The following is a 26,982-nucleotide window of genomic DNA, read 5'->3' on the forward strand; positions in this document are numbered from 1 at the left end:
CTGTCGCCCTGCCCGAATACGCCGTTCTACCGGAAGGCACGGCTGCGGCCGACGCGCTGCGCGCCAAAGGCATCGAGCCGGAAGGTTATGTCCTGCCGTCGCTGGCCGCGGCACTCATTGCCGGCCAGGCGGGGCAAGCCGCCGCTGCGGCGGGCAAGCCCCTGCAGGAGACGCTTCTCGGCACGACATTCCAAACGCCGGTCGGCGCCATCGTCTTCACCGATGCGCATGAGCTTTCGCAAAACCCCTACCGCCTGCTCGAATGGCGGGGCAACGGCTTTTTTCCACCTGGCGCGCCGACACAATGAGCGGCGCGCCAGCCTTGAATTCGGGCGCCGCGGTCAAATGGCGGCCCATACGGAGTAAGATTCGATGACGCTGCCCATTCGCATTGCCCCCTCGATCCTCGCGGCGGATTTCGCCAGGCTTGGCGAGGAGGTGCGCGACGTGACGGCCGCTGGCGCCGACTGGATCCATCTCGACGTCATGGACGGGCATTTCGTGCCGAACATCTCCTTCGGCCCCGATGTCATCAAGTCGCTGCGCTCCTATACATCAGCCACCTTCGACTGCCACCTGATGATCTCGCCGGTCGACGACTATCTCGAAGCCTTCGCCAAGGCCGGCTGCGACCGAATTACCGTCCATGCCGAGGCCGGACCGCATCTGCACCGCTCGCTGCAGACCGTCCGCAATCTCGGCAAGAAGGTCGGCGTGACGATCAATCCGGCGACATCGCTCAGCGCCATCGAGAACGTGCTCGACGATGTCGACCTCATCCTGATCATGTCGGTCAATCCCGGTTTCGGTGGACAGAAGTTCATTCCTGCGATGGCGGCAAAGATTGCCGCGGCGAAGTCACTGATTGGTGACCGGCCGATCGAACTCCAGGTCGACGGCGGCGTCACAGTGGAAACGGCGCCTGATATCGCCCGGGCGGGCGGCAACGTTCTCGTCGCCGGCTCGGCAATTTTCAAGGGCGATACGGTCGAGGATTATCGCCGGACTGTCGCCGATCTGCGTCAGGCAGCCGAAGGGGCACGAGCATGAAAAAACGTCTGATCATCGGCGGCATGCTTGCCGTTGCATTTGCCGGCCTGCCCGGCCTGTCACTTGCCGGCGACATCGCCAATATCCAGCCGATCGGCTTTTCCGCCGACGGCAAGGTTTTCGGATTCCAGGAATTCGGCATCGAGCAGAGCGGCGACGTCCCCTACTCCAACACTTATTTTGTCGATACCGACAGCGGCCAATATCTGGAGGGCACGCCCTTCCACACGGAACTGACCGATAAGGACGCCAATCTTTCCAAGGCGCGGCGGCAGAACCTGACGGCGGCGCGCAGCCAGATGGACAAATACGATCTTCTGACCAATCCGGGCCTGATCGCCGCCTTCAATCCGCCGACCGAACTCGGCTCCCCTTCGAAGACGATCCGCTACACGACACTTGCGACCGACGGTCCTCCGAAATCGCCCTATACGCTCTCGCTCGGCGAGATGCTAGTACCGACGCCGAAGGACTGCGCTGCTTCCAACAAGCGGGTCATCGGCTTCAGCCTGCAAATGATCGAAAAGGAAGGCGCTCCGAACCGGCAGGCGGCGCGCCAGGCGATGGCGGTTCCGGCCGAGCGCGCATGTTCCGTCGAATACCGAATCGGCGGCGCTGTGGTCTACCAGCCCGAAACCGGAAACCAGGTCCATATCGCCCTCGTCCTGGCCTTCGATGCCGAACGGAACGGCCGCTGGATCGCCGTTCCGGTTCATCCCTGAGCACGGACCACCCGAGGACGGATCGCCCCAGGATGGATCGTCTAAGAGCTGCACGGCCGCCCTACCCCGATCTGATCGCCGGCGCGTTGCTTTGGGGCATGCAGATGCTTGCCGCCGCCATGCTCGGCCTTTACCTGCGCAACGGCCTGCAGACGAGCCGCCTTGCCGAGGTCGCAGCACTCTATTTCGCCGGCGGTCTGTTCGCTTGGCCATTTGCCCTGCCGGTCGCCCGTTTCTTTGCTTATGGCAGGCCGCCGGAAGCGCGTTTTGCCGCTTTTTTCGTGACGCTGACAGCAGCAACGATCCTGATGACCGCCTTCCTCTTCGCCATGGAATACCGGATGTTCTATTCGCGCTGGCATGCGCCCTTCGGCAGCGTCGTCTGGGCTTTCCAGTTCGTCTTCACCGGTGCCAGCGCCGTCTACCAGTTCCTGGTGATCGGCCTGCGCCTTTTCCTGCCGCTTGGCCTCGTCTGCCTTGTCGCAAGCAGCTATCATCTTGCCAAACGCATGCGTTGAGATTGCCGCCCGTCTTTGCTACAGGGGCGCTAACCTCGATAAAGCAAACCTCTTGAAGTGAAGGCAGCCGCTCATGATCCCGCGTTATTCCCGGCCCGAAATGGTCGCCATCTGGTCTCCCGAAACCAAGTTCCGCATCTGGTTCGAGATCGAGGCGCATGCTTGCGACGCGTTGGCCGAACTCGGCGTCATCCCAAAATCGGCGGCAAAGACGATCTGGGAGAAAGGCGGCGCCGCCACCTTCGACGTCGACCGCATCGATGAGATCGAGGCCGTCACCAAACATGACGTCATCGCCTTCCTCACCCATCTCGCCGAGATCGTCGGCCCGGATGCGCGCTTCGTCCACCAGGGCATGACCTCGTCCGACGTGCTCGACACCTGCTTCAACGTCCAGCTGGTACGCGCCACCGACATCCTGATTGCCGATATCGACCGGCTGCTCGAAGCGCTGAAAAGCCGCGCCTTCGAACACAAGGACACCGTCACTATCGGCCGATCGCATGGCATCCATGCCGAGCCCACCACCTTCGGCGTGAAGCTGGCGCTCGCCTATGCCGAATTCGAACGCTGCCGCCAGCGCCTCGTCGCCGCCCGCGAGGAAGTCGCGACCTGCGCCATATCGGGCGCCGTCGGCACCTTCGCCAATATCGATCCGCGCGTTGAGGAACATGTCGCCGAGGCGCTTGGCCTGAAGACCGAGCCGGTCTCGACGCAAGTCATCCCGCGTGACCGCCACGCCATGTATTTCGCCACGCTTGGCGTCGTTGCCTCGTCGATCGAGCGGTTAGCGACCGAGATCCGCCACCTGCAGCGCACCGAGGTGCTGGAAGCCGAGGAATATTTCTCGCCTGGCCAGAAGGGCTCCTCGGCCATGCCGCACAAGCGCAACCCGGTTCTGACCGAAAACCTGACCGGCCTTGCCCGCATGGTCCGCTCTTACGCAATGCCAGCGATGGAAAACGTCGCCCTCTGGCACGAGCGCGATATCTCGCATTCCTCGGTCGAGCGCATGATTGGCCCAGATGCCACCGTGACGCTCGATTTCGCCCTGTCGCGGCTTGCCGGCGTCATCGAAAAGCTGCTGGTCTATCCCGAGAATATGGAGAAGAACCTCAACAAATTCCGCGGCCTCGTCCATTCGCAGCGCGTCCTGCTGGCGCTGACCCAGGCCGGCACCTCCCGCGAGGATGCCTACCGCCTCGTCCAGCGCAACGCCATGAAAGTGTGGGAACAGGGCAAGGACTTCCTGGAAGAACTGCTTGCCGACGCCGAAGTCCGCGCTGCTCTGTCGGAAGAGGACATCCGCGAAAAATTCGACCTCGGCTACCACACCAAACATGTCGACACGATTTTCCGACGGGTGTTTGGCAACGCGTGAGCGGTTCGAGATCAACGATATGGCGGCGCCCTTGCAGGCGCCGTTTTTATGTCTAGCTTTTCTCAAGCGGCCGTTGTTTTTGCTTCGGTGCTTTGGCAGCCACAGGACGCTTGCGTGCCTCCGCCTTTTTCAACGGCGCCGCTTTCACTGTCTCCGCTGTCCGGCAAGCCTCCGTCTCGCCCCTGCCTTTGGCGGCCTTGGCGACCAGCTCGTCGAGACGTTTCAGCTCTTCCTCGTCGAGATTCTCGATACCGATGAAACGGTTCTCGGCATGGCTGGTCAGGATGATTTCATTGAGCTTGGCCTGGATCGCCCGCGTGTCGCGTGTCTGGGCGTTCTGCAGCACGAAAACCATCAGGAAGGTGATGATCGTCGTGCCGGTATTGATGACCAGCTGCCAGGTTTCCGAATAATCGAAGAAGGGGCCGAGGGCCGCCCAGATAGCGACGGCGATCAGTGCCAGGATGAAGATGATGGGTTTGCCCGCCCATTCCGATACCTTGGTTGCGAAGTGGGCAAACAGATGCTTCATCGTCACCTCAAAGATCCTCCCTCGAAGTCTCCGGAGCATGAGGTCGACGGACATCATGCTCTGGCTAAACAAACTCCGAGGCAGGTTCGAGGTTCCCCAGGGATCCGAGATTCCCTGCTGAAAGGGCTGTGGTTACGCTGTGGTTTCCCGCGCAATCAGCTTGCGATAGAGATGCCAGGTCGCATGGCCGAGGATCGGGATAACCAGCGCAAGCCCGGCAAAGACCGGGATGGTGCCGATGACGAGGAGTGCTGCGACGATCAGGCCCCAGAGCAGCACCGGCACCGGATTGAGAATCGTCGCGCGGATTGACGCCGTGACGGCGGCTACCGCCCCGACATCGCGGTCGAGCAGCAGCGGAAAGGTGATGACGGTCATCGCCAGCACCACGAGCGCAAAGACGAAGCCGATGAGATTGCCCCAGATGATCAGCTGCATGCCCTCTGACGTGCCGAAGACCTGGCGGAAGAAATCCGCCATGCTGCGCGGAAAGACCTCGCCGAGCAGATTGCTGTAGAGCGTCTGTGCGGTCACCAGCCAGACGACGAAGAGGCCGCAGAGCATCAGCCCGACCGCCACAATCGACGGCAGTGCCGGCGAATGGCGCACATCGAGCGCATGCGTCCAGGACGCGTCGAGGCCGGCCTCGCGCCGGCGGCTGATTTCATAGAGGCCAATCGCAGCGATCGGGCCGATCAGCACAAAACCCGCCATAAGCGGGAAGACCATCGGCAAAAGGTTGGCGCCCGAGGTCCACAGCGTCAGGAAGACGCCGGCGATCGGATACATCAGGCACAGGAACACATAGTGGGACGGTTTCTCCATGAAATCCTCGTATCCGCGCTTCAGCGCGTCGAAGACGTCAGCTATACCGATGCGATTGACGACGGGCCGCGCCAAGCTTTCGCTAGCACCCGTCATGACATGAAATGCCGCCATGGTTTTCTCCTCCTCAGCCGAGACCTGATCGGCGGCGGACAGCATCGGCGGGCAAGCCGACACGAAATCCGCAACCGGCACTGGAGCAATATAGCAACTTTCAACGCCCGTGTCGCTCTCTCCCTTGGCACCCCCTCTTGACATCTTGGACCAGCTTTCTCACATCGGCGACACTATGAAAGCCTCAGACGCAGATATCCTCATCATCCCCGGTTACACCAATTCCGGCCCGAGCCACTGGCAAAGCCGCTGGGAGGCAAAGCTCAGCACGGCGCGGCGCGTCGAACAGGCCGAATGGACGAAGCCGGTTCGCGAGGATTGGATCGCCCGCATCGCCGAGGAGGTGAACGCGTCGACCCGTCCGGTCGTCCTGGTCGCCCATTCGCTGGGCGTGCCCTCGGTGATCCACGCCATCCCGCATTTCCGCAACCGCGTGGCAGGCGCTTTCTTGGTCGCCCCGCCCGATGTGGCCAATCCCGACATCCGCCCAAAGCACCTGATGACTTTCGGTCCCTATCCGCGTGATCCGCTGCCCTTCCCGTCGATCACGGTCGCCAGCCGCAACGATCCGTTCGGCAGCTACGAGCATGCCGACGAGATTGCCAGCAGTTGGGGCTCCTTCCTCGTCGATGCCGGCGAGTCCGGTCATATCAATGCCGATTCCGGTCACGGTCCCTGGCCGGAAGGCACCATGGTCTTTGCCCAGTTCCTCGGCCGGCTCTCCCCCTGATCGAGGAAAAGGCGCTATCCCGCTTGTTGAGCAAGTGCTTTCTAAGTCTTTCTTAATGGAATGACCGCAGACTGCGCCGAGGTGAGATAAGCGAGAATGCCCGTGAAGAAAGCCCATTCAGAGGCCGGTGATCCGCATGGCGATGCCGCAGCGGCTGAGGCAGGTATCGGCAATGGGGCGACCGACGATTGCGACCTGGCAGAGCGGGAAAGCCGCTGGAACCATGCGCTCGTCGGCTCGGGCCTTGGCGTATGGGATCACAACTACCGTCTCGACCGAAAATATTACTCGCAGACGTGGAAAACTATCCGCGGCATGGCGCCCGATGAGGAAGCCGCCGGCGATTACGATGCCTGGCTGCAACTGGTCCATCCCGATGATCGCGATTTCGTCGTCCATGCGATCGACCGGCAGAATGCCGGCGATCCCAATTATCAGATCTTCGAGTATCGCGAGCGCCATAAGGATGGCCACTGGGTCTGGATCGAGTGTCGCGGCGCCTGCGTGGAATGGGACGAGAGTGGCGTGCCGACGCGCATCGTCGGCACGGATACGGATATCACCGCCCGCAAGCAGGCCGAGGAGACGCTGTCGCGTTTGTCGCGCCGGCTCGATCTGGCGCTGGAGATTTCCCGCATCGGCGTCTTCGAGGCGGATATCGAGCATGATGTCGTCGAATGGGACGAGCGCCTCATTGCCATTTACGGCCTGCAGGGCGCCTCGCGGCAGATCGGCAGCGACGCCTGGGCGAAAAGCCTGCATCCCGACGACCGCGAGCGCGTGCTTGGCTTGTCCGACCGTAGCGTCGAAAGCGGCAGTGATTTCCAGCAGGAATACCGCATCATTCGCGGCGACGGCGTCGAACGCGTCATCCGTGCCCGCTCGGCCTTCTTCATCGACGGCAACGGCCACCGCAAGCTGATCGGCGCCAACTGGGACGTCACCGAGGAAGTCGCGCTCCGCAACGAGCTGCAGCGCGCCAAGGATCTGGCCGAGGCGCGCAACCGCGAGCTCGAAGCCGCCAAGGAGAGCATCGAGCACCTGGCGCTGCACGATTATCTCACCGGCCTGCCGAACCGCCGCTATCTCGACAAGATGCTGGGCGAGCGTTCGGCCGAATGCCGGGCAAAGGGCCTGGCGCTGGCGATCCTGCATATCGATCTCGACCGCTTCAAGCAGATCAACGACACGCTTGGCCACCGGGCTGGCGACGCCATGCTCCAGCATGCCGCAAGCGTGCTGAGAAATTCCGTCCGCGCCACCGATTTCGTCGCCCGCATTGGCGGCGATGAATTCGTCATCCTCTGCGCCGTCGATCCCGCGTCGAAGAAGATCGCCGGCCTTGCCGAACGTGTTATCCGCGAATTGCGCAAACCCGTCAGATATGAGGGTCACGATTGCCGTTTCGGCGCCAGCATCGGCATCGCCATCGATAGCGGATCGACGCTCGACGCCAAGCAGATGCTGCTCGACGCCGATATCGCGCTTTATCGGGCCAAGGGCCTGGGCCGCAACCGCTTCGAATTCTTCTCGGCCTCTGCCCGCCGCGACATCATCTCCGCCAAGCACCTCGCCGACGAGATCCTGATCGGCCTCGAGCGCAATGAATTCGTGCCCTTCTATCAGCTGCAGTTCGATGCCCGCACGCTCGATGTCGCAGGCATTGAAACGCTTGCCCGCTGGCAGCACCCGGTGCACGGGCTGCTGACGCCCGACCGCTTCCTCGATATCGCCGAGGATCTCGACGTCGTCTCGACCATCGACGCCCTGATCCTGGAGCGAGCGCTGGCCGACCGCAGCGTCTGGATCAAGGACGGGTTGTCGATCCCGAAGATATCGGTCAACGTCTCCGCCAGGCGGCTCGCCGACCCAGATCTCGGCAAGAAGCTTCGCGCCCTGAAGATCGAGCCCGGTACCATCTCCTTCGAGCTGCTGGAATCGATCTCGCTCGACGATTGCGACGAGGCGGTGGCCGCCAACCTGAAAAAGTTGCGCAAGCTCGGCATCGACATCCAGATCGACGATTTCGGCACCGGCCATGCCTCGATCGTCAGCCTGCTGCGCCTGAGCCCGAAGACGCTGAAGATCGACCGCGAACTGATCCGCATGCTGCCGCAATCGTCCGAGCAGCGCAAACTGGTCGGCTCGATCATCGATATCGGCCGCTCGCTGAACATCCTGGTCATCGCCGAGGGCGTCGAGACGGTGGATCATATCCGCATTCTCGAAGAACTCGACTGTGACACACTGCAGGGCTACGCGCTTGCCCGGCCGATGCCGGCCATGCAGATCCCCTCCTTCATCCGCGCCGGAAGCTGGCGCCACGGGCAAATCGCCGCTCGCGCCTTGCAGACGCAACTTCGTCGCGCGCTGCGAAGCAGAGCCGCCAAATAAAAACCTGCATAAGCGGCCCGCCATTTTGCCTTCATTCCACGGTAGAGGAAAAGGCGCTACACTTGTCTTGCGAATTCATTCGATTCTCTTGGCGGTATTCCGTAAAATTGGATACCAGGCCGCGAAATCCGGAAACCAGGGAAGGAGCGACAGGCGGATTGTGAAACCCTCTCTTTTCCTTTAAGGGGACGCCACGAGATCGATCCACTCGCGCTATCCCAAGAGCGCCAACAACAGAGAATGACCACGATGAACCGTCGCCGCCGTATTTACGAGGGCAAGGCAAAGATTCTGTATGAAGGCCCGGAACCGGGCACTTTGATCCAGTTCTTCAAGGACGATGCCACTGCCTTCAACAAGAAGAAACACGAAGTCATCGATGGCAAGGGCGTCCTCAACAACCGCATTTCCGAGTATATCTTCAGCCATCTGAACAAGATCGGCATCCCCACTCATTTCATCCGCCGGCTCAACATGCGCGAGCAGTTGATCAAGGAAGTAGAGATGATCCCGCTTGAGATCGTCGTGCGCAATGTCGCGGCCGGTTCTCTCGCCAAGCGCCTCGGCATCGACGAGGGCGTCGTGCTGCCGCGCTCGATCATCGAATTCTATTACAAGTCCGACGCGCTCGACGATCCGATGGTCTCCGAAGAGCACATCACTGCCTTCGGCTGGGCAAATCCCGCCGAACTCGATGACATCATGGCGCTTGCCATCCGCGTCAACGACTTCATGACCGGCCTCTTCCTCGGCGTCGGCATCCAGCTCGTCGATTTCAAGATCGAATGCGGCCGCCTCTTCGAAGGCGATATGATGCGCATCATCCTTGCCGACGAAATCTCGCCGGACAGCTGCCGGCTCTGGGATATCGAAACCCACGAGAAGATGGACAAGGACCGCTTCCGCCGTGACCTCGGCGGGTTGCTCGAAGCCTATTCCGAAGTTGCGCGCCGTCTCGGCATCATCAATGAAAACGAGCCCGTGCGCGGCACCGGCCCGGTTCTCGTCAAGTAAGGCAGGAAAGACAAAGTGATCAAGGCTCGTGTCACCGTCACGCTGAAAAACGGCGTTCTCGATCCGCAGGGCAAGGCTATCGAGGGTGCGCTTGGCGCCCTCGGCTTCTCGGGCGTCGGCCATATAAGACAGGGCAAGGTCTTCGACCTGGAGCTGGAAGGCGCAGACAAGGGCAAGGCCGAGGCCGACCTCAAGGCCATGTGCGAAAAACTGCTCGCCAACACGGTGATCGAGAACTACGCAATCGCGATCGACTGATGATCACAGACCCGTCGTCTGGCGGACTTTGAGGATTTGGCGTCATGATGAAAGCAAAGCTGGAGACGGAAGTCTCGAAATATATGAGCTATGTTTTGCGTCATGCGCCGGAATCTTCGGGCTTGACGCTTGATAGCGAGGGTTGGGTGGCGTTCGACGAACTCGAAAAAGCGTTGTCGTCGAAATACGACGTTTCCCGCGCCGAGATCATCGAGATTGTCGAAAACAATCCAAAGAAGCGCTTCTCGCTCGCCGATAATAGAATTCGCGCAAACCAAGGTCATAGTGTCGACGTCGATCTCGCATTGAACCAGCTCGAGCCGCCTGCCGCTCTTTTTCACGGCACGTCTCTGACGAACTGGCAGTCGATCGAGCGCGAAGGCTTGAAGAAGATGCAACGGCACCACGTTCATCTGTCAGCAGATGTCGAAACGGCGAAAATCGTCGCAATGCGCCGCAAGGGTGAACATCTCATCCTATGCGTAGACGCGGCCCGCATGTTTTCAGAGGGTCATTCTTTCTTTGTCTCCGACAATGGAGTATGGCTCGCCGAAAGCGTTCCAGTTCAATATCTTTCGCGAAACGCAGGGACCCCATGAAATCAGCCGTCGTTCAACTTCCGGGCCTCAACCGCGACCGCGACATGATCGCCGCCTTGACCAAGATCTCCGGCCAGCCACCGGTGACGATCTGGCAGACGGAAACCGAGATCCCCGATGTCGATCTGATCGTCATTCCCGGCGGCTTTTCCTATGGCGATTATCTGCGCTGCGGTGCGATCGCCGCCCGCATGCCGGTCATGCAGGCAATCATCGACAAGGCTGCGAAGGGTGTGAAGGTGCTCGGCGTCTGCAATGGCTTCCAGATCCTCGTCGAGGCCGGCCTGCTGCCCGGCGCGCTGATGCGCAATTCCTCGCTGAAATTCGTCTGCCGCGAGATCAAGCTGGAAGTCGTCAATGCCGAGACGGATTTCACCCGCGCCTATGCGCAGGGTCAGGTCATCCGCTGCCCGGTCGCCCATCACGACGGCAATTATTTCGCCGACGAAGCGACACTGGCTGCAATCGAAGGCAATGGCCAGGTGGTGTTCCGTTATGCCGAGGGCACCAATCCCAATGGCTCGATCAACAATATCGCCGCCGTGATGAATGAAAAGGGCAACGTGCTCGGCATGATGCCACATCCCGAAAACCTGATCGAGGCCRCCCATGGCGGTTCGGACGGCCGTGGCCTGTTTGCCTCGGCGCTCGACGTCATCGCCGCCTGAGCCCTGCACGTCGCCCAAAAACCGCGCAGCGGTCTTGGGCAACGGCATGCACCCGAAAATCCTTCCGTCCGGATCTGGAGCAAGATTAATGCGCCCTCGCCTCGCAAACGCCGCCCTGTTGACCGCTCTCGCAACCATGGTGACAGCCTGCCAGACGCCGGCGCCGACGACAGGCCCGAACCGCGCCGCACTACCGACGATGGAACGCGTGGCGCTCGGCGCCAATGCCTGCTGGTTCAAATCGGGCGATCCGGCCTTTGCAGCCTACAAGCTGGCGCCGGAGCTCAACTCCTTCTCCGGCCGTCCACGCATCCTGCTTGTCCACAAGGGCAGCCCGGAAAGCCGGCCGCTGCTCGTCGTTCAGGCCGAGGGAAGCCCGTCGCGCCTGCAGGCCTTCGGTCCCATGATGCAGGAGCCGGTCGCTGGCCGCATCACCACCGACGTCAATCGCTGGTCGGCAGGCAACAAGGCCTGCAGCTGATCGCCCATCAGCCCTGAAAGAATGATCTGCCCGGAAGCATGATCAGTCCCAGAAAAACGACTTGCTGACTTCGCGCGCGGCTTCGGACTGTGACACTCCGATATCCTTGAGCTCGGTCGCCGTCAGGCCCCTCAGAGCGCGCCGGCCTTCCCGCTTCTGATGCCAGAGAAGAATGGCAGCCCAGATTCGGCCCAAACGCGTCGTCGCCTCGGCGGGCGCGACGGGAAGGACAATCTGTCTCCTGTCTTCATAAGAGACAATCGGTACAATCGGCATTTTGATCTCAGGCAAGGCAGACATTCCAGGAATCCTCTCGGCGTGCCGTTGGAATTGACTCATACGCTTGACCGATACAATGTGCCAATATATACAATTGTCACCATGACAAATTGGCTTCCTGATATTTCCCGCGGTTCCGGGCCGGTCTATCTCCGGCTTGCCGACAGCATCGAATCCGCCATATCAAGCGGCGCCCTGCCCGCTGGCAGCAAACTGCCGCCGCAGCGCAACCTCGCCTATGATATCGGCGTGACAATCGGCACGATCGGCCGCGCCTATGCGCTGGTGCATGAGCGGGGTCTGGTCGCCGGCGAAGTGGGGCGCGGCACCTATGTGCTGAACCGCTCGGAGACGGCGCCCGGCGAACAGATCGATCCGCTGACCGTCTCGCTCGGCGGCACCCGCGTCCAGGATGCGCCGGCGAACAAGATCCGCTTCGACACGACAGCCGCGCCCGATCTCGGCCAGGGCAAGATCATAGCAGGCATTCTCGCCGAGATCGGCGAGCAGCATCTTTCTGAAATCTCCTCTTATTCCCGCAGTTTCCCGCGCAACTGGTTCGAGGCCGGTCGCCTCTGGCTTGCCCGCAGCGGCTGGACGCCGGAGGTCGAAAACATCGTACCAACGCTCGGCGCCCATGCGGCGGCGATATCAGTTATCGCCGCCGTTTCTGCGCCGGGCGACAAGATCGTCTTCGAAGATCTCACCTACACGCAGGTCAGCCGCAGCGCCCGCCTGCTCGGCCGCCGCACACTGACGGTCGATTCCGATGAGCTCGGCGTGATCCCCGAGGATTTCGAGCGGCTCTGTCAGCAGCAGCATCCGAAGATCGCCTTCCTGATGCCGACCGTCCACAATCCGACGCTGGCGATCATGCCCTATGAGCGGCGCGCTGATATCGCCGCAATCGCCAGGAAACACAGTGTCTGGCTGATCGAGGACGACCTCTACGGCGGCATGGCCGACGACGATACGCCGCTGCTCGCCTCGATTGCGCCCGATCGCACCTTCCTCGTCAACGGCCTGTCGAAATCGGTCGCCGCCGGCGTGCGCGGCGGCTGGGTCGCCTGCCCGCCGCATTTTGCCCAGCGCATCAAGGTGACGCATAGGATGATTACTGGCGGCCTGCCCTTCATCCTGGCCGAGACCTGTGCGCGCCTCGTCGAAAGCGGCATGGCGCACGAGATCCGCAAGGCAAGTGTTGAGGAACTTTCACGGCGCGTCCGTCTCGCCCGCGAGCAGCTGCAGGGCTTCGATTTCGAATCGCACGTACACGCGCCCTTCCTCTGGCTGAAACTGCCGGAGCCCTGGATGTCCGGCACATTCAAAAATGCCGCCTTCCGCGACGGCGTGCTCGTCGACGATGAGGACGAGTTCAAGTCGGCGCGCGGAGAGAGACCCTATCATCGCGTTCGCATCGGCTTTTCCTCGCCGAAGACGGGGCAGGAACTGATCTCGGGCTTGATGATCCTGCGCCGGCTGCTGGAAAATGGCGGCTCCGCCTATGACGGCGAAATATKACGTGTTGCAATTACACGTCATAATTTGGAAAAAACGCCGGAGCCTATTCGGAGCGCTTCACCGACTCAACCTCCATATTACCTCCTTGTTGTTCCCGTCTGACGCGAATCAACGGACAGCAAATGAGGTCGACTTCGGAAAGATCCCGTTGCGTTTTTTGGGTATGGCACCTCGTGTGCATCTCGGCACCTCGATCGGCACGTCAGGCGAGGCCAGCCAGTTCTTCACCGACTTCACCTGGACCGGCGATTTCAACGAGAAGCTTTTTTGCCGAAGCCGGCTTCGGCGGCGTCATTCATACCGGCGATCTCGAGGGCGATGGTGACTGCCCGGAACTCGGCTGTCGCGTCCACTTCCACGAATATCTGGGCGCCGGCTATCGTTTCAACGCCCACTGGAACATCATGGCCCAGATCGCCCACTCCTCGCATGCCAATCTCTGCGATGGGCCGAACGACGGCATGACACGTGCCCGTCTGCAGATCGGCTACAAATTCTAGGCAGCGACCGCATTTCATCGTCAGGAAGAAGTTGACCGCCCGCTGTTGACGGCGGGCATTTTCCTGTCGCGCGCCGTCCCTACATAGGCTAAAGAGCGGAAAACGCGCAACGGCAGGGACTTTCGAGAGCTCATGACCATTCCAAACACCATCCCGATCACGCCGGAACTCATCGCGGGTCATGGCCTGAAGCCCGACGAATACCAGCGTATTCTGGATCTGATCGGCCGCGAACCGACCTTCACCGAGCTCGGCATCTTCTCGGCCATGTGGAACGAGCACTGCTCCTACAAATCCTCGAAGAAATGGTTGCGCACGCTGCCGACCAAGGGGCCGCGCGTCATCCAGGGCCCGGGTGAAAATGCCGGGGTGGTCGACATCGATGACGGCGATTGCGTCGTCTTCAAGATGGAGAGCCACAACCACCCCTCCTATATCGAGCCTTATCAAGGTGCTGCGACCGGCGTCGGCGGCATCCTGCGCGACGTCTTCACCATGGGTGCGCGCCCGATTGCCGCGATGAACGCCCTGCGCTTCGGCGAGCCGGATCATCCGAAGACCCGCCATCTCGTCTCCGGCGTCGTCTCCGGCGTCGGCGGCTACGGCAATTCCTTCGGCGTGCCGACGGTCGGCGGCGAAGTCGAATTCGACGCTCGCTACAACGGCAACATCCTCGTCAACGCCTTTGCCGCCGGTATTGCGAAGTCTAACGCCATCTTCCTGTCCGAAGCCAAGGGCGTCGGTCTTCCGGTCGTCTATCTCGGCGCCAAGACCGGCCGCGACGGCGTCGGTGGCGCGACGATGGCATCGGCCGAATTCGACGAATCGATCGAGGAGAAGCGCCCGACCGTTCAGGTCGGCGACCCCTTCACCGAAAAGTGCCTGCTGGAAGCCTGCCTCGAGCTGATGAAGACCGGCGCCGTCATCGCCATCCAGGATATGGGTGCAGCCGGCCTGACCTGCTCGGCCGTCGAAATGGGCGCCAAGGGCGATCTCGGCATCCTGCTCGAGCTCGACAAGGTGCCGGTGCGCGAAGAGAGAATGACGGCCTACGAAATGATGCTGTCGGAAAGCCAGGAGCGCATGCTCATGGTGCTGCAGCCGGAAAAGGAAGAGGAAGCCAAGGCGATCTTCGTCAAGTGGGGCCTCGATTTCGCCATCGTCGGCAAGACGACCGACGATCTGCGCTTCCGCGTTATGCATCAGGGCGAGGAAGTCGCCAACCTACCGATCAAGGATCTCGGCGACCAGGCGCCGGAATATGACCGCCCCTGGCGCGAATCCGGCAAGCACGGCCCCCTGCCGGCAAATCTCGTCGCCGCACCCGAGGATTATGGCCAGGCGCTGCTTCAGCTCGTCGGTTCCGCCAACCAGTCGAGCCGCCGCTGGGTCTATGAGCAATACGATACGCTGATCCAGGGCAATTCGCTGCAGCTTCCGGGCGGCGATGCCGGCGTCGTGCGCGTCGACGGCCATCCCTCCAAGGCGCTCGCCTTCTCTTCCGACGTCACCCCGCGTTATGTCGAGGCAGACCCCTTCGAAGGCGGCAAGCAGGCGGTCGCCGAATGCTGGCGCAACATCACCGCGACAGGCGCCGAACCGCTCGCCGCCACCGACAACCTCAATTTCGGCAATCCCGAAAAGCCCGAGATCATGGGCCAGTTCGTTCAGGCGGTGAAGGGCATCGGCGAGGCCTGCCGCGCGCTCGACTTCCCGATCGTCTCCGGCAACGTCTCGCTCTACAACGAGACCAACGGCGTCGCCATCCTGCCGACCCCGACGATCGCAGGCGTCGGCCTGCTGCCGGACTGGCGCAAAATGGCTCGCATCGGCGCTGCCAACGACGGCGATAAGGTCATCATGATCGGCGTCGACGGCAGCCATCTCGGCCAGTCCGTCTATCTCCGCGATGTGCTTTCCAGCCGCGAGGGTCCGGCGCCGGAGGTGGATCTGTTTGCCGAGCGCCGCAACGGCGATTTCGTTCGCTCCGTGATCCGCAACGGTCAGGCGACCGCCTGCCACGACATCTCCTCGGGCGGACTTGCCGTGGCGCTCGCCGAAATGGCGATGGCCTCGGGCAAAGGCCTGACGATTGATCTGAGCGAAGGCAAGGGTGCGCCGCATGCGCTGCTCTTTGGCGAGGATCAGGCGCGCTACGTCCTGACGTTGCCTGCCGATGTCGCCGATTTCGTCTGCGTCAATGCAGAAGGTGGCGGCGTTCCCTTCCGCCGTCTCGGCACGGTCGGGGGAACGGCGCTCATCGTCGGCGATCTCATCTCGCTGCCGATTCAGCAATTGCGCGATGCCCATGAATCGTGGTTCCCTGATTTCATGGAAGGCCGCGGCGAACTTGCTGCGGAATGATGCGCAAGGAGTAACGATCATGGCCATGAAACCCGGCGATATCGAAGACATGATCAAGGCTGGGATTCCCGGTGCCAAGGTGACGATCCGCGATCTGGCGGGCGACGGCGATCACTACGCCGCCGAAGTCGTCGCCGAAGCCTTCCGCGGCAAGAGCCGCGTGCAGCAGCACCAGATGGTCTACGAGGCGCTGAAGGGCAATATGGGCGGCATACTGCACGCGCTGGCGTTGCAGACCTCCGCGCCGGAATAGAGCCCGACGCGATCCCGATGACGATGCCCGGCCCTCAGCCGGGCATTCTCTTTTCGTCGGGATTGGCAAAGACCGAGGCCGGCATCGGCCCAGATGTCAGCAGCGTGAAGTCGAAGGGTGCCTGCAGATCAGGCCCAAGCACATATTGCCGGTGGACGCGTAGCTGGTCCTTACGGATCTTGCGGTAGTGCTCGCGCGTCAGCATCTGCTTGACGCGGATCAGGATCATCTTCGCCTGAGGCGCATCCCTATGGCCGGAGACGGCAACGACCGGCACCTTGTAGAAATTGATCGAATCCGTCAGGCACTGCACATCGAGCCAGGAAATGTCTGGACAGCGAGCGATCAGCCCGACGCGGGCGCGAAGCAGTGTTGCCGATGACATGAGCGCACATTGCAGGATGGCGCTGCCGAGGGTGGCAAACACCACACGCTTGCCCTTGAAGATCTCCGGCTCCCTTTCCAGCAATATGCCGATGACATGGGCGGCGACGCTCGATCCCATGCTGTGCGAGGAGATCACATATTCGTCCGCCTGTTCGTCAAGCGCCTTGCGCACGGCAGTGGCCCGGCCTTCCAGCCAGTCGTTGAAATCTGTCCGGTCCATGCGGCCGAGCGCCACGGCCATTGCCCAATCGGCGAACAGATGCAGCGTATGGAAGCGTTCGGAAAACGGCAGGAAGGCGAAGATGAAGAAACAAAGCGCCAGCGGTTCGCTCCAGAGCATGTGCCACGGCGAAAAGCCGAGACCATAGGGCAGGATGGCAATCTGCGCCGTCAGTGCGATCGCCAGCGCCGTCAGCAGGAACGGGAAGAGGAAGAACAGGCCGAAGCGCCAGGCGTGGCGGAAATATCCGCGCATGCCGCCTTCGAGCATGATCTCGGCGCAGCTCCGGAAGCCTGCCATGATCTGGCTCAGCGTGTTGCCGCCGCGCAGCCTGCTAACCAGCGTATCATGATCGACCATGTGGATCCGGCTCTTCGTCTGCCAGCCGTGGGAACCGGTCCCTTCCCCGATCGCCGCCTTGTCGGCTGCCACCGGCGCTGCCGCGGGCGCCGCTTTGGCTGCCCGTTCGCCCGTCGTGACCACGAAACTGAGGGGATCACTTCCCGCCTCCGGCGCGCCCGTTTCAAGCGAATAGCCCCAGACGGCGGCACTCTGCCTGGCCGAACGCTCGTAGCGCGCCCTGTGGGCAACGCCGTCGAGCGGCTCGAAGCCCGTGAAATGCAGGACGACCCGCTTCTCGATCAGTTTCATTCCACTCTTCCGGCCGGGCAAATGGCCGGCATGTTGCTGCGATCCGGCTGCTGCGCCGCTGATAGGGGCAAAAAAGCAGCTATGGTCTCGAAGCGGTCTTGCTAACCGAACTCTTCCGGAATTCAATAGCATCCATGTCGTTTCCATCACGAACGGAGGGGTTTTGTGGTCGACCTAGTCAAAGAATTGATATCAGGCGTCGTCGACAGCGTGCTGAAGGAGATCCTGAAAAAAACCACCGGCCGCGCCACGACGAAGCGCAGGAGGCGTAAGACACGCCCCGCCGCGACGACGAAGGTTGCGCGCAAGACGACCTCGGCCAAGCCTAAGCCCGCCCGCAAACAGGTCAGCAAGCGCCGCACCGCCGCTGGCCGCAGCCGTCAGCGACGCAGCTGATATCTTTCGAGCAAAAGCTGCATCTTCGGGACACTGGGGGACTGAACCGATGAAACGCATTCTGAAAATCACTCTCGCGGCCGTCGTCGCGATCTGTCTCATCGCCGTCGCCGGCGTCTACGCCCTGTCGGAGATGCGCCTTTCCAGGACCTATGACGTTGCGGTTGCCGATTTCACCGTCAAGACGACGCTGCCTGCCGAGGAAGCCGAACGTCGTGCCCGCACGCTGATGTGCGGCGGCTGTCATCACGATGCCGGCAACGTGCTCATCGACGAGCCGGGCATCGGCCGCATCGTCGCGCCGAACCTGACCCGCTTCGTGCCCATGTACAGCGATGCTGAACTCGTGCGCCTCATCCGCCATGGCGTCAAGAAGGACGGTACCGGCGCCTTCATCATGCCGGCAAGCAACTTCGCCAATATCACCGATGACGATATGGCGGCGATCATTGCGTGGATGCGCAGTTTGAAGCAGCTTCCCGATGCTGTGGCCGGAACGACGCAATGGGGACCGCTCGGGCGAATCGGCCTGGCCCTCGACAAGATCCCCTTCGAGGCCGATCTGGTGCCTGCCGTCGTCACCCCTGCCGCGACGCGTCCGACCGATATCGGCGAATACGCCTTCAGGACCGATTGCAGCCACTGTCATAATCTCGATACGGCAAAGCAGTCGGAAGCCTTCCTGGCGCCGGCGCTTAAGCCCTTGGCGCAATCCTATTCAGCTGCCGATTTCAAGACGCTGCTGCGCACCGGCAAGGGCGTCGGCGGCCGGGATCTCGGCGTGATGACACAGGTTTCCCAATGGGATTTCAGCCATTTCACCGATGTCGAAATCGAACAGATTCAGACCTATCTCGCCATTCGACCGTAACGCAACGGCAACAACCCCGGCAACGGCCTGCGCGAACTGGTCTTTTTTTGGTTCGGGCGGCTGGAATTCCTGCCGTCGCATGCTATCTAAAGGCAACGATTGAAACGGTGGGCCTTTAACCCGCCTGTTGAAAGGATTAGGTCCCATGAGCGGCATTCACGAATTCATCGGCAACGAAATCAAGACCAACGACGTCGTCCTCTTCATGAAGGGCACGCCGCAGTTTCCGCAGTGCGGTTTCTCCGGTCAGGTCGTGCAGATTCTTGATTACATCGGTGTCGACTACAAGAGCGTCAACGTGCTCGCCGATTCGGAAATCCGCCAGGGCATCAAGGAATATTCCAACTGGCCGACAATCCCGCAGCTTTACATAAAAGGCGAGTTCGTCGGCGGCTGTGACATCGTCCGGGAAATGTTCCAGGCTGGTGAGCTGCAGCAGCATCTCCAGGAAAATGGCATCACCGTTCGCGGCGCCGCCTGACCGGTCACCGGACGTCCGCCCGGTTTCCAAATCTGTTTCTTGAGTTCGAGGCGCTGCGGCCAGCAGCGCCTTGACCTGTTTATGGGAATTTCATTGTGACAGATTCATCACAAGCCGTGTCCGCGGGCCGCCTGCCCATGGGCAAGCGTGAATTCATCGCGCTCGCAGCCTTCCTGATGGCCGTCAACTCGCTGGCGATCGACATCATGCTTCCGGCCCTGCAGCAGATCGGCGCGAGCCTCGGCGTCGAGAGTGAGAATCACCGGCAGTTCGTCGTCTCCACCTATCTGCTCGGCTTTGGCTGCGCCCAGCTGTTCTACGGCCCGCTCTCCGATCGCTTCGGCCGCCGCACGCCGCTTCTGGTCGGTCTCGTCATCTATATCGTTTCCGCCATCGGCATCGTCTTCGTCCCCACCTTCGCCGGCTTGCTGATGCTGCGTTTCATCCAGGGTGTCGGCTCAGCCGCAACCCGCGTCATCACTGTGTCCATCGTTCGCGATATCTATGGCGGCCGGCAGATGGCCGAGGTCATGTCGCTCATCATGATGGTCTTCATGATCGTGCCGGTCATTGCGCCCGGCACTGGCCAGATCGTCATGTTTTTCGGCAACTGGCACCTGATCTTCCTTTTCATCGCCACCATGGCGACTGGCATCACCGTCTGGGCCTATCTCCGTCTGCCGGAAACCCTGCATCCGCAGAATGTCCGCCCATTTACCGCCCGCTCGATCTTCGGCGCCTTCAAGCTGGTGCTGACCAATCGCGTCGCGCTCTGTTACACCATTGCCAGCACCTTTATCTTCGGCGCGCTGTTCGGCTTCATCAATTCGGCCCAGCAGGTCTATGTCGGCATCTACGATCTCGGCGTCTATTTCCCCTTCGCATTCGCCGGTGTGGCGATCTTCATGTCGCTGTCGTCCTTCTTCAATTCGCGCTTCGTCGGCAAGCTCGGCATGCGCCGCCTGTCGCATGGCTCGCTCATCGGCTTCATCGCCATCAACACCATCTGGCTGGTCGTCCAGATGGCCAGCACCGAGCCGATGCCCTTCGCTCTGTTCATCTCCTTCTTCGGCCTTGCCATGTTCCAGTTCGGTTGGATCGGCTCGAACTTCAATTCGCTCGCCATGGAGCCGCTTGGCCACGTCGCCGGCACCGCCTCTTCCGTGCTCGGCTTCATGAGCACGGTCGGCGGCGCCATCATCGGCGCCGGCATCGGCCAGGCCTTCGACGGCACAGCGCTGCCGATGGTCGCCGGTTATTTCACCGTGTCGATCATCGGGCTCGTCTTCGTGCTGATCGCCGAAAAGGGGCGCCTCTTCCAATCGCAGAACCCGGCCGTCTGAACGGCCGCCCTCCTCCGCATCCGGGATTTCCAATCACATGACGCCGCCGCATAAACCGCACCAGGAAAACCAGGGCTCTCGCCGCATCGGCATGGGCTTTGGCGAATTCATCGTCACCATCGCAATCATGACCGCGAGCATCGCCATGGCGATCGACAGCATGCTGCCGGCATTGCCCAATATCGGCCATTCCCTCGGCGTCACCAATACCAACGACGCCCAGCTCATCATCGGCGTGTTCTTCTTAGGCTTCGGTGTCTCGCAGATCTTCTTCGGTAGCCTTTCGGATACGTTCGGCCGCCGCAACATCCTGCTCGGCGGCTTGGCTTGCTACATTGTCGGAATGTTTGCCACAGCAGCAACCGGCAGCTTCGAAATGCTGCTGGTCATGCGCTTCGTTCAGGGCGTGGGCGGTGCGGCGGTGCGCATCACCACCATGGCCATCGTCCGCGACTGCTTCGGCGGCCGTGAAATGGCCCGCGTGATGTCCTATGTCATGATCGTCTTCATGATCGTGCCGATCGTTGCCCCTTCCGTTGGCCAACTGATCATCCTCTATGCCAACTGGCATTGGATCTTCATCCTGCTCGGCATCATCGCTACCATCCTGTTCGTCTGGGCTCTTCTGCGGCTGAAGGAATCGTTACCGCCGGAAGAGCGGCTGCCGTTGTCGGTCGGCTCTGTCGTGGACGGTTTCAAGACCGTGCTCACCAACCGCATCACCTGCGGCTACATGATCGGCCTCACCATGTTCACCGGCGTCATCAGCGCCTATGTGATCTCGGTGCAGCAAGTCTTCGGCGAGGTCTATGGCCTTGGCGAGTGGCTGCCGATCGCCTTTGCGGCCACAGCAGGCGGCATCGCCGTCGCCAATTTCGCCAACGGCTTCTTCGTGCGCAAATTCGGCATGCGCCGCATCTCGCACGCCGCCCTGCTGATCTTCACGGCCCTGTCGGCCGCCGGCTTTTTCCTCTCACTGGCCGGCAAGCCGGATTTCGCCGTCGCCTACGGCATCTTCACCATCGTGCTAATGATGTTTGCCGTGATCGCCACCAATTTCACCGCCATCAGCCTCGAGCCGATGGGCAATCTCGCCGGCACGGCGACCGCCATCACCGGTTTCGTCTCCACCACATTCGGCGCCATCCTCGGCGGCCTGGTCGGCCAGATGTTCAACGGCACGGTGCAGCCGCTCTTCGGCGGCTTCGCGCTCTTCGGCGCGGTGACGATCGCAGCCACCCTTTGGGCCGAAAACGGCAAGCTCTTCACCCATCCGGGAGACAGCCCGCAGCTCGATCCGGGAGCGGCCCACTTCTGAAATAGGAAATCTGCCGGAGCGGTTGATCCCCGGCGGCATTGCATTAGATGGCAACTCGGCACGTTCCTAAATCTGGATGCCCCTGGAAGAAGGAGCCTGGTTTTGGATGCAGGATATCAACGTCTCCCCCCGCCATTGCAGGGCGAGATATTTCAAGTCAAACCAGATACCGGCACTGGCGTTGTGGTGCTCGGGGGCTCCAGTGGCCGGGTGGATGTGGCCCGTGCCACGCTGTTTGCCAGCCAAGGGGCAACGGTCATAGCGCTTCGCTGGTTCGGCGGCGAAGGCCAGGCATCAGGCATTTGCGAGGTGCCGCTGGAAACCGTCTTCGCTGCTACTGATTATTTGATCGAACTCGGTTGCAAACGCATCGTCCTGGTGGGGACATCGAAAGGCGCCGAAGCCGCGCTGCTCACGGCCGTATACGATGCGCGCATCAGCGCGGTCGTCGCGATGAGCCCTTCGTCAGTCGTCTGGGGAAATATTGGTCCAGGGCTTGATGGCATTAGCTGGCCGGAACGCTCGTCGTGGACATTGCGAGGCACACCGCTTCCCTTTGTTTCGTCGGACCCAGAATGGGTGCGAGAATACAGAGACGAGTTGGTCGCCTATCGAGGCCTGTTCGAACGATGCCTTCAGGTGCAGGAGTCTGAGATCGAAGCAGCGGCTATCCCTTTGGAGAGAACGAATGCCGAAATTCTGCTCGTAGCAGGATGCGATGACGCGCTCTGGCCATCAGACAAATTTGCCGCGTCACTTGTTCGGCGGCGCGCAGCTTCGGGCTTACTCACCCAGCTTGTGTTGGGAGAAGATGCGGGCCATCGCATTCTGCTGCCGGGCGAAACCACTCCCCGATCATCGCTGCGCGCTCATGGTGGAAGTGACGAGGCCGACGCCAAATTGGGACGACTCGCCTGGGAACATATTCTTGAGATGCTATAGCGTGAGCGCTGCAGTGATTTGATCGATGGTTCAATCCATCGGATTGGCGCAGCATTGCGCGAAAGGCGCTCTCGATGGACGACCGAATTCTGATCAGGCCTTACGCGCCAGGCGACGTGGACGCGACGATTGAAATTTTTCTGAGCGCCATACGAGAGGTCGCGTCGAAAGACTACTCACCCGCTCAGATCCAGGCTTGGGCAAAGGTGGAAGATCGCGGACTATGGGCAGAGCGAAGGACAAGCAGGCCTGCCTGGATCGCAGAATTTGACGGACAGCCTGCCGGCTTTTCCGACCTGACCGGCGACGGATGCCTGGACATGATGTTTGTGCACCCCGAGTTTCAGGGGCTTGGAATAGCAAGCCACCTGTTAAGCAGGGTCGAAGGCGAAGCTCTGAAACTGGGGTTTTGCCGAATCTATACCGAAGCCAGCCGAACGGCCCGACCGTTTTTTGAGCGCAAAGGATTCCGCGTCATAATGAAGCAAATCGTCGAGAAGCGTGGGCAAGGCCTGGAAAACTTTCTCATGGAAAAGCTCTACCAGTAGTATGCGGCAGGTCGAGCGGTTGTTCAGACCGTGAACACCTCACGCCGCAGCACCTCCCAGCAGGCCTTGTCGGGGGTAATCAGCAGCCCGCCATCGAGATGATGCGGCAGGTAGGGCGAGCCGTCGAAGCGCGCCACATAAGCGCCTGCCTCCTGCGAGATCAGCGTACCGGCAAGGTGATCCCAGGGCATCAGCTTGTTGTACATGAGGTAATGCACATGGCCGCCGGCAAAGGCGCGGTATTCGTGGGCCGCACAGCGGTAATTGGTGAGGAAGCGCACCTTGGCGAGATTGCCGAGCACTTCGGCGCGTTTCTCCTTCGGCAGGTAGCCGGTCGAGGCCATGCCGACCATATGCTCCAGTCCCACGGGCGCTGCGACCGAGAGCCGCTCGGCGCCGCCTTCCGGCCGCCGCAGCCAGGCGCCGCCGCCCTTTTCCGCCATCACCCAGTCGTCGCCCATCGGATCGTAGATGATACCGGCAACCGTCTCGCCGCCGGAGATGACGGACGCCATGACGCCGAAGGCCGGGATACCGGCGGCAAAATTGAACGTGCCGTCGACCGGATCGACGACGATCGCAAGATCGGCATGTTCGAGGCTGCCGAGCAAATCAGGATCGGCCGCGACCGATTCTTCGCCAAGGAACAGCGCGCCCGGCCAGAGCCGCTGAGCTTCCGCCTTGATCATCCGCTCGGCCTGCTCATCTGCCTCGGTGACGAGATCGGTCGCCTCGCTCTTGGCGCGCACATCGTCCTGACCGAGCCGGCGGAAGCGTGGCAGGATCTCTGCCTTCGCCGCGCGGCGCAGCAGATCGGCCAGAACGGTCACGTCAACAGTCGAAGTCATGTCAAATCCTCACGCTTAGGTCTCTCCGGAGAACCTTGAATCAGATGCCGACGATCTCGCGCCGGATGAGCTGCCAGCACTCCCGGTCGGGCGCAGAGATGATGCCACCCGTCGTCTCGCCGGGGCGATAGGGCGTACCGTCGAATTTCGCCGTATGGCCACCGGCCTCCTGATGCGCGAGCACGCCGGCCAGGTGATCCCAGGGCATCAGCTTCGCATGGCCGATGAAATGCATCTTGCCGGAGGCGACCATCCAATATTCGTAGGCCGAGCAGTTGAAGGCGAAGGTCATCCGGATCTTTGCCATGTTGGCGCAGATACGCGCGCGATCCGGTTCGTCCATGTGGCTCCATGACAGGCCACCGACCATCTGGTTCAGGCTAGCAGGCTCAGCGACCTTCAGCTTTGTCGACTGCCCGTCCCGACGCGTCAGAAAGGCGCCTGCGCCCCTGATCGCGGTCACTGTATCGCCGAGAACGGGATCGTGAATGATGCCGGCGACCGTCTCGCCCTTGATCGTCACCGCCAGCATCGTCCCGAAAACGGGAAGCCCGGCGGCGAAATTGAACGTCCCGTCGACAGGGTCGATGACGAAGGCGAGCTCCGCATCGGCAAGGGCCGGCACGACCGACCGGTCGGCATCATAAGCCTCCTCGCCGACGACGAGTGCTGCGGGAAAGCGCTCTCTCAGCGCCGCGGTGATCCGGTGTTCGGCAAGCACGTCCGCCTGCGTCACCAGATCAATTGCCGAAGTCTTTTCCGAAACATCGGCAGCGCCGAGATTGCGGAAACGCGGCATGATCTCGGCACGCGCGGCCTCCCTGACGCAGTCGCCGAGAAAGAGAATATCCTGGTCTGAAATAGTCATGCGAAATCCTGCCTTCATTCAATAGCCAGCCTCCATAGCCGGCCCTTCATGAAGGATCGGTGACACCAAGGGTGGAAAAGTTGAAGAGTTTTGGGTCGAGCAGATGCGACGGGTTCACATGCGAAAGCGCCCGCAGCATTGTTTCCTTGCGGCCCGGCATCCGCCGCTCGATATCGGCGAGCATGTCCTTCATCGCATTGCGTTGCAGCCCGTCCTGCGATCCGCAGAGATCGCAGGGGATGATCGGAAACTGCATGGCGACGGCGAATTTCGCGAGATCGTCCTCAGCGGCATAGGCGAGCGGCCGGAGCACCATCAGATCGCCCTCGTCGTTCAGAAGCTTCGCCGGCATCGAGGCGAGCCGGCCACCATGGAAGAAATTCATGAAGAAGGTTTCGAGAATGTCCTCGCGGTGGTGGCCAAGCACCAGCGCATCGCAACCCTCTTCCCGCGCGACGCGGTAGAGATTGCCGCGGCGCAGCCGCGAACAGAGCGAGCAATAGGTGGCGCCTTCAGGCACCTTCTCCTTCACGATCGAATAGGTATCCCGATACTCGATCCGGTGCTGAACGCCGATCTTGGTGAGATAATCCGGCAGCACGTGCTTGGGGAAGTTCGGCTGGCCCTGGTCGAGATTGCAGGCGATGAGTTCGACCGGCAACAGGCCGCGCCATTTGAGATCGAGCAGCAGCGCCAGCAGCCCGTAGGAATCCTTGCCGCCGGAAAGGCCGACCAGCCAGCGCTTCTGGCCCTTCAGCATGTCGAAATCGTCGAAGGCCTGGCGCACCTGCCGCAGCAGCCGCTTGCGCAGCTTGTTGAAGGAGACCGAACGCGGCGCGTCGGCAAACAGCGCATGGCCGCTGCTATCGGCCTCGCCACTCTCCAACTCGTCGGCAATATTGGCTGCGATATTCATTGCTTCGTCCTACAGAAATTCCACATTTGCTCTAGCAGAAACGCGCCTCGCAACACAGCATCAATCGCCGAAAACCGACCAGCCGGTGCGCGCTGCGAGCATTTCCAGCGCCGCGGCGCCGAGCTGCGAATTGCCGACCTTGTTCAGCCCCGGCGACCACACCGCGATCGAGGCAATACCGGGCGCCACTGCGAAGATGCCGCCGCCGACGCCGCTCTTGCCGGGCAGGCCGACATGATAGGCGAAGTCGCCCGAGCCGTCGTAATGGCCGCAGGTCAGCATCAGCGCATTGATACGCCGCGCCCGCTTCGGCGAAACCACCGAATGGCCGGTCGTCGGATTGCTCCCGCGCGCCGCCAGGAACAGCCCGGCGCGGGCCAACTGCTCGCAGCTCATCGACAAGGCGCATTGATGGAAATAAACGCCGAGCACGTGGTCGACGGGATGGTCGAGATTGCGATAGGCGCGCATGAAATTGGCAAGCGCGAAATTGCGGTATCCCGTCTGCGTTTCCGAGCGCGCCACCTTGTCATCGATGGTAATCGACTCGTCATCGGCCAGATAACGCACGAAGCGCAGCAGCTCCCCGATTGCCTCGCGCGGCGCATGGCCGGCCATGACGACGTCGCTGACGGCGATCGCGCCGGCATTGATGAAGGGGTTGCGGGGGATGCCGCTCTCATGCTCGAGCTGGACGATCGAGTTGAAAGCCGATCCGGAGGGTTCGCGCCCGACCCGCTTCCACAGCCCCTCGCCGACCTTGCCGAGCGCCAGCGTCAGCATGAAGACCTTCGATATGCTCTGGATCGAGAAGGCAGTGTCGGCATCGCCGACGCGATAGACTTTGCCGTCGACAGTGACGATCGCCATGCCGAACTGCTTCGGGTCGACCTTGGCGAGCTCGGGAATATAGTCCGCGACCTTGCCCTCGCCGATCCGCGGCTGGATATCGGCGTAGATGCTATCGAGGATCGCCTGCAAATCTGCCAT

Annotated in this window: 28 protein-coding genes and 3 pseudogenes; 23 read left to right on the forward strand and 8 right to left on the reverse strand. The window is 61.5% G+C overall.

Going from position 1 to position 26,982, the window contains the following annotated elements; translation table 11 throughout:
* The 5 genes and pseudogenes from AC1D1Z_RS17105 to purB form a co-directional block, all read left to right on the forward strand.
* A pseudogene (locus AC1D1Z_RS17105) lies at positions 1-308 on the forward strand (ABC transporter substrate-binding protein); the annotation flags it as partial.
* Positions 309-372: 64 nt separating this feature from the next.
* Complete coding sequence (gene rpe, locus AC1D1Z_RS17110) at positions 373-1,050, forward strand: ribulose-phosphate 3-epimerase (RefSeq protein WP_018242183.1); 678 nt, start codon at positions 373-375, stop codon at positions 1,048-1,050.
* Positions 1,047-1,772: a DUF2259 domain-containing protein gene (locus tag AC1D1Z_RS17115; RefSeq protein WP_047621270.1), complete on the forward strand. Its 726-nt coding sequence runs from the start codon at positions 1,047-1,049 to the stop codon at positions 1,770-1,772. The genes rpe and AC1D1Z_RS17115 overlap by 4 nt, the downstream gene beginning before the upstream one ends.
* A 32-nt stretch (positions 1,773-1,804) precedes the next feature.
* Positions 1,805-2,290 (forward strand): hypothetical protein, encoded by a 486-nt coding sequence (locus tag AC1D1Z_RS17120; protein WP_047621271.1) that lies wholly within the window; start codon positions 1,805-1,807, stop codon positions 2,288-2,290.
* 73 nt (positions 2,291-2,363) lie between these two features.
* Complete coding sequence (gene purB, locus AC1D1Z_RS17125; protein WP_477851333.1) at positions 2,364-3,671, forward strand: adenylosuccinate lyase; 1,308 nt, start codon at positions 2,364-2,366, stop codon at positions 3,669-3,671.
* Between the two features lie 52 nt (positions 3,672-3,723).
* Here purB and AC1D1Z_RS17130 read toward each other — a convergent pair whose 3' ends face one another.
* Both AC1D1Z_RS17130 and AC1D1Z_RS17135 read right to left on the reverse strand, forming a co-directional pair.
* Positions 3,724-4,203 (reverse strand): low affinity iron permease family protein, encoded by a 480-nt coding sequence (locus AC1D1Z_RS17130; protein WP_047621273.1) that lies wholly within the window; start codon positions 4,201-4,203, stop codon positions 3,724-3,726.
* A gap of 132 nt (positions 4,204-4,335) precedes the next feature.
* Positions 4,336-5,142 carry a DUF2189 domain-containing protein gene (locus AC1D1Z_RS17135; protein WP_026188409.1) on the reverse strand — a complete coding sequence of 269 codons (807 nt, stop codon included), beginning with the start codon at positions 5,140-5,142 and terminating at the stop codon, positions 4,336-4,338.
* A gap of 175 nt (positions 5,143-5,317) precedes the next feature.
* Here AC1D1Z_RS17135 and AC1D1Z_RS17140 point away from each other — a divergent pair, with 175 nt between their 5' ends.
* From AC1D1Z_RS17140 to AC1D1Z_RS17170, 7 genes are all read left to right on the forward strand, one after another.
* Positions 5,318-5,872: an RBBP9/YdeN family alpha/beta hydrolase gene (locus AC1D1Z_RS17140; protein WP_003559738.1), complete on the forward strand. Its 555-nt coding sequence runs from the start codon at positions 5,318-5,320 to the stop codon at positions 5,870-5,872.
* A 96-nt stretch (positions 5,873-5,968) separates the two neighbouring features.
* Complete coding sequence (locus AC1D1Z_RS17145; protein ID WP_047621274.1) at positions 5,969-8,266, forward strand: putative bifunctional diguanylate cyclase/phosphodiesterase; 2,298 nt, start codon at positions 5,969-5,971, stop codon at positions 8,264-8,266.
* Positions 8,267-8,515: 249 nt separating this feature from the next.
* Positions 8,516-9,280 (forward strand): phosphoribosylaminoimidazolesuccinocarboxamide synthase, encoded by a 765-nt coding sequence (gene purC / locus AC1D1Z_RS17150; protein WP_018242191.1) that lies wholly within the window; start codon positions 8,516-8,518, stop codon positions 9,278-9,280.
* A gap of 15 nt (positions 9,281-9,295) precedes the next feature.
* A complete protein-coding gene (purS, locus tag AC1D1Z_RS17155) occupies positions 9,296-9,538 on the forward strand; it encodes a phosphoribosylformylglycinamidine synthase subunit PurS (protein WP_018072257.1) in 243 nt (80 codons plus the stop codon).
* Positions 9,539-9,582: 44 nt separating this feature from the next.
* Entirely contained in the window at positions 9,583-10,137 is a 555-nt protein-coding gene (locus tag AC1D1Z_RS17160; RefSeq protein ID WP_047621276.1) for an RNA 2'-phosphotransferase, read from the forward strand.
* Positions 10,134-10,805 (forward strand): phosphoribosylformylglycinamidine synthase subunit PurQ, encoded by a 672-nt coding sequence (gene purQ, locus AC1D1Z_RS17165; protein ID WP_477851339.1) that lies wholly within the window; start codon positions 10,134-10,136, stop codon positions 10,803-10,805. The genes AC1D1Z_RS17160 and purQ overlap by 4 nt, the downstream gene beginning before the upstream one ends.
* Before the next feature lie 88 nt (positions 10,806-10,893).
* Positions 10,894-11,286, forward strand: a complete 393-nt coding sequence (locus AC1D1Z_RS17170; protein ID WP_047621278.1) for a hypothetical protein — start codon at positions 10,894-10,896, stop codon at positions 11,284-11,286.
* 42 nt (positions 11,287-11,328) lie between these two features.
* Here AC1D1Z_RS17170 and AC1D1Z_RS17175 read toward each other — a convergent pair whose 3' ends face one another.
* Positions 11,329-11,586: a DUF1127 domain-containing protein gene (locus AC1D1Z_RS17175; protein ID WP_026230498.1), complete on the reverse strand. Its 258-nt coding sequence runs from the start codon at positions 11,584-11,586 to the stop codon at positions 11,329-11,331.
* An 81-nt stretch (positions 11,587-11,667) separates the two neighbouring features.
* On the opposite strand from AC1D1Z_RS17175, the pseudogene AC1D1Z_RS17180 reads away from it, so the two are divergent.
* The 4 genes and pseudogenes from AC1D1Z_RS17180 to AC1D1Z_RS17195 all read left to right on the forward strand — a co-directional run.
* Positions 11,668-13,083, forward strand: a pseudogene (locus AC1D1Z_RS17180) (aminotransferase-like domain-containing protein); the annotation flags it as partial.
* Between the two features lie 172 nt (positions 13,084-13,255).
* Positions 13,256-13,586 (forward strand): annotated as a pseudogene (locus tag AC1D1Z_RS17185) (acyloxyacyl hydrolase); the annotation flags it as partial.
* Between the two features lie 132 nt (positions 13,587-13,718).
* Positions 13,719-15,950 carry a phosphoribosylformylglycinamidine synthase subunit PurL gene (gene purL / locus AC1D1Z_RS17190; protein WP_018242197.1) on the forward strand — a complete coding sequence of 744 codons (2,232 nt, stop codon included), beginning with the start codon at positions 13,719-13,721 and terminating at the stop codon, positions 15,948-15,950.
* Between the two features lie 19 nt (positions 15,951-15,969).
* Complete coding sequence (locus AC1D1Z_RS17195) at positions 15,970-16,203, forward strand: BolA/IbaG family iron-sulfur metabolism protein (protein WP_003579540.1); 234 nt, start codon at positions 15,970-15,972, stop codon at positions 16,201-16,203.
* 34 nt (positions 16,204-16,237) lie between these two features.
* On the opposite strand, the gene AC1D1Z_RS17200 is transcribed toward AC1D1Z_RS17195, so the two are convergent.
* Complete coding sequence (locus tag AC1D1Z_RS17200) at positions 16,238-17,461, reverse strand: hypothetical protein (protein WP_130758805.1); 1,224 nt, start codon at positions 17,459-17,461, stop codon at positions 16,238-16,240.
* A gap of 165 nt (positions 17,462-17,626) precedes the next feature.
* Here AC1D1Z_RS17200 and AC1D1Z_RS17205 point away from each other — a divergent pair, with 165 nt between their 5' ends.
* The 7 genes from AC1D1Z_RS17205 to AC1D1Z_RS17235 all read left to right on the forward strand — a co-directional run bounded on the left by AC1D1Z_RS17205 (position 17,627) and on the right by AC1D1Z_RS17235 (position 23,360).
* Entirely contained in the window at positions 17,627-17,857 is a 231-nt protein-coding gene (locus AC1D1Z_RS17205; protein ID WP_018242199.1) for a hypothetical protein, read from the forward strand.
* 49 nt (positions 17,858-17,906) lie between these two features.
* Entirely contained in the window at positions 17,907-18,728 is an 822-nt protein-coding gene (locus tag AC1D1Z_RS17210; protein WP_130758806.1) for a c-type cytochrome, read from the forward strand.
* A gap of 145 nt (positions 18,729-18,873) precedes the next feature.
* On the forward strand, positions 18,874-19,209 hold the full coding sequence (gene grxD / locus AC1D1Z_RS17215) for a Grx4 family monothiol glutaredoxin (RefSeq protein ID WP_018242201.1): 336 nt from the start codon (positions 18,874-18,876) through the stop codon (positions 19,207-19,209).
* Positions 19,210-19,346: 137 nt separating this feature from the next.
* Positions 19,347-20,552, forward strand: coding sequence for a multidrug effflux MFS transporter (locus AC1D1Z_RS17220; RefSeq protein WP_032994241.1), 1,206 nt, complete (start codon positions 19,347-19,349; stop codon positions 20,550-20,552).
* A gap of 37 nt (positions 20,553-20,589) precedes the next feature.
* Positions 20,590-21,870, forward strand: a complete 1,281-nt coding sequence (locus AC1D1Z_RS17225; protein ID WP_130758808.1) for a multidrug effflux MFS transporter — start codon at positions 20,590-20,592, stop codon at positions 21,868-21,870.
* Between the two features lie 102 nt (positions 21,871-21,972).
* Complete coding sequence (locus AC1D1Z_RS17230; RefSeq protein WP_130758809.1) at positions 21,973-22,812, forward strand: alpha/beta hydrolase; 840 nt, start codon at positions 21,973-21,975, stop codon at positions 22,810-22,812.
* A gap of 74 nt (positions 22,813-22,886) precedes the next feature.
* Positions 22,887-23,360, forward strand: a complete 474-nt coding sequence (locus AC1D1Z_RS17235; RefSeq protein WP_115157488.1) for a GNAT family N-acetyltransferase — start codon at positions 22,887-22,889, stop codon at positions 23,358-23,360.
* 23 nt (positions 23,361-23,383) lie between these two features.
* Here the strand turns inward: AC1D1Z_RS17235 and AC1D1Z_RS17240 are convergent, their stop codons facing one another.
* The 4 genes from AC1D1Z_RS17240 to AC1D1Z_RS17255 are packed head-to-tail and all read right to left on the reverse strand — an operon-like array spanning position 23,384 to position 26,982.
* The gene (locus AC1D1Z_RS17240) at positions 23,384-24,208 is read right to left on the reverse strand and encodes an inositol monophosphatase family protein (RefSeq protein ID WP_047621285.1); all 825 of its coding nucleotides are present in this window, start codon (positions 24,206-24,208) and stop codon (positions 23,384-23,386) included.
* A 40-nt stretch (positions 24,209-24,248) separates the two neighbouring features.
* A complete protein-coding gene (locus AC1D1Z_RS17245; protein WP_047621459.1) occupies positions 24,249-25,076 on the reverse strand; it encodes an inositol monophosphatase family protein in 828 nt (275 codons plus the stop codon).
* Between the two features lie 46 nt (positions 25,077-25,122).
* A complete protein-coding gene (ttcA, locus tag AC1D1Z_RS17250; protein ID WP_047621286.1) occupies positions 25,123-25,992 on the reverse strand; it encodes a tRNA 2-thiocytidine(32) synthetase TtcA in 870 nt (289 codons plus the stop codon).
* 60 nt (positions 25,993-26,052) lie between these two features.
* Positions 26,053-26,982: a glutaminase gene (locus AC1D1Z_RS17255; RefSeq protein ID WP_018242209.1), complete on the reverse strand. Its 930-nt coding sequence runs from the start codon at positions 26,980-26,982 to the stop codon at positions 26,053-26,055.

It is taken from the genome of Rhizobium sp. P1_E1 (assembly GCF_056406015.1).

Coding starts and splice junctions, on each gene's coding strand:
- AC1D1Z_RS17255 (WP_018242209.1), bottom strand. CDS start 26,982: ATGGCAGATTTGCAGGCGATCCTCGATAGCATCTACGCCGATATCCAG.
- AC1D1Z_RS17210 (WP_130758806.1), top strand. CDS start 17,907: ATGAAACGCATTCTGAAAATCACTCTCGCGGCCGTCGTCGCGATCTGT.
- purB (WP_477851333.1), top strand. CDS start 2,364: ATGATCCCGCGTTATTCCCGGCCCGAAATGGTCGCCATCTGGTCTCCC.
- grxD (WP_018242201.1), top strand. CDS start 18,874: ATGAGCGGCATTCACGAATTCATCGGCAACGAAATCAAGACCAACGAC.
- AC1D1Z_RS17235 (WP_115157488.1), top strand. CDS start 22,887: ATGGACGACCGAATTCTGATCAGGCCTTACGCGCCAGGCGACGTGGAC.
- AC1D1Z_RS17170 (WP_047621278.1), top strand. CDS start 10,894: ATGCGCCCTCGCCTCGCAAACGCCGCCCTGTTGACCGCTCTCGCAACC.
- AC1D1Z_RS17160 (WP_047621276.1), top strand. CDS start 9,583: ATGATGAAAGCAAAGCTGGAGACGGAAGTCTCGAAATATATGAGCTAT.
- AC1D1Z_RS17240 (WP_047621285.1), bottom strand. CDS start 24,208: ATGACTTCGACTGTTGACGTGACCGTTCTGGCCGATCTGCTGCGCCGC.
- AC1D1Z_RS17175 (WP_026230498.1), bottom strand. CDS start 11,586: ATGTCTGCCTTGCCTGAGATCAAAATGCCGATTGTACCGATTGTCTCT.
- AC1D1Z_RS17145 (WP_047621274.1), top strand. CDS start 5,969: ATGCCCGTGAAGAAAGCCCATTCAGAGGCCGGTGATCCGCATGGCGAT.
- AC1D1Z_RS17220 (WP_032994241.1), top strand. CDS start 19,347: ATGGGCAAGCGTGAATTCATCGCGCTCGCAGCCTTCCTGATGGCCGTC.
- AC1D1Z_RS17195 (WP_003579540.1), top strand. CDS start 15,970: ATGGCCATGAAACCCGGCGATATCGAAGACATGATCAAGGCTGGGATT.
- purC (WP_018242191.1), top strand. CDS start 8,516: ATGAACCGTCGCCGCCGTATTTACGAGGGCAAGGCAAAGATTCTGTAT.
- AC1D1Z_RS17120 (WP_047621271.1), top strand. CDS start 1,805: ATGGATCGTCTAAGAGCTGCACGGCCGCCCTACCCCGATCTGATCGCC.
- AC1D1Z_RS17130 (WP_047621273.1), bottom strand. CDS start 4,203: ATGAAGCATCTGTTTGCCCACTTCGCAACCAAGGTATCGGAATGGGCG.
- ttcA (WP_047621286.1), bottom strand. CDS start 25,992: ATGAATATCGCAGCCAATATTGCCGACGAGTTGGAGAGTGGCGAGGCC.
- AC1D1Z_RS17135 (WP_026188409.1), bottom strand. CDS start 5,142: ATGGCGGCATTTCATGTCATGACGGGTGCTAGCGAAAGCTTGGCGCGG.
- AC1D1Z_RS17140 (WP_003559738.1), top strand. CDS start 5,318: ATGAAAGCCTCAGACGCAGATATCCTCATCATCCCCGGTTACACCAAT.
- AC1D1Z_RS17115 (WP_047621270.1), top strand. CDS start 1,047: ATGAAAAAACGTCTGATCATCGGCGGCATGCTTGCCGTTGCATTTGCC.
- AC1D1Z_RS17200 (WP_130758805.1), bottom strand. CDS start 17,461: ATGAAACTGATCGAGAAGCGGGTCGTCCTGCATTTCACGGGCTTCGAG.
- purL (WP_018242197.1), top strand. CDS start 13,719: ATGACCATTCCAAACACCATCCCGATCACGCCGGAACTCATCGCGGGT.
- rpe (WP_018242183.1), top strand. CDS start 373: ATGACGCTGCCCATTCGCATTGCCCCCTCGATCCTCGCGGCGGATTTC.
- AC1D1Z_RS17225 (WP_130758808.1), top strand. CDS start 20,590: ATGACGCCGCCGCATAAACCGCACCAGGAAAACCAGGGCTCTCGCCGC.
- AC1D1Z_RS17245 (WP_047621459.1), bottom strand. CDS start 25,076: ATGACTATTTCAGACCAGGATATTCTCTTTCTCGGCGACTGCGTCAGG.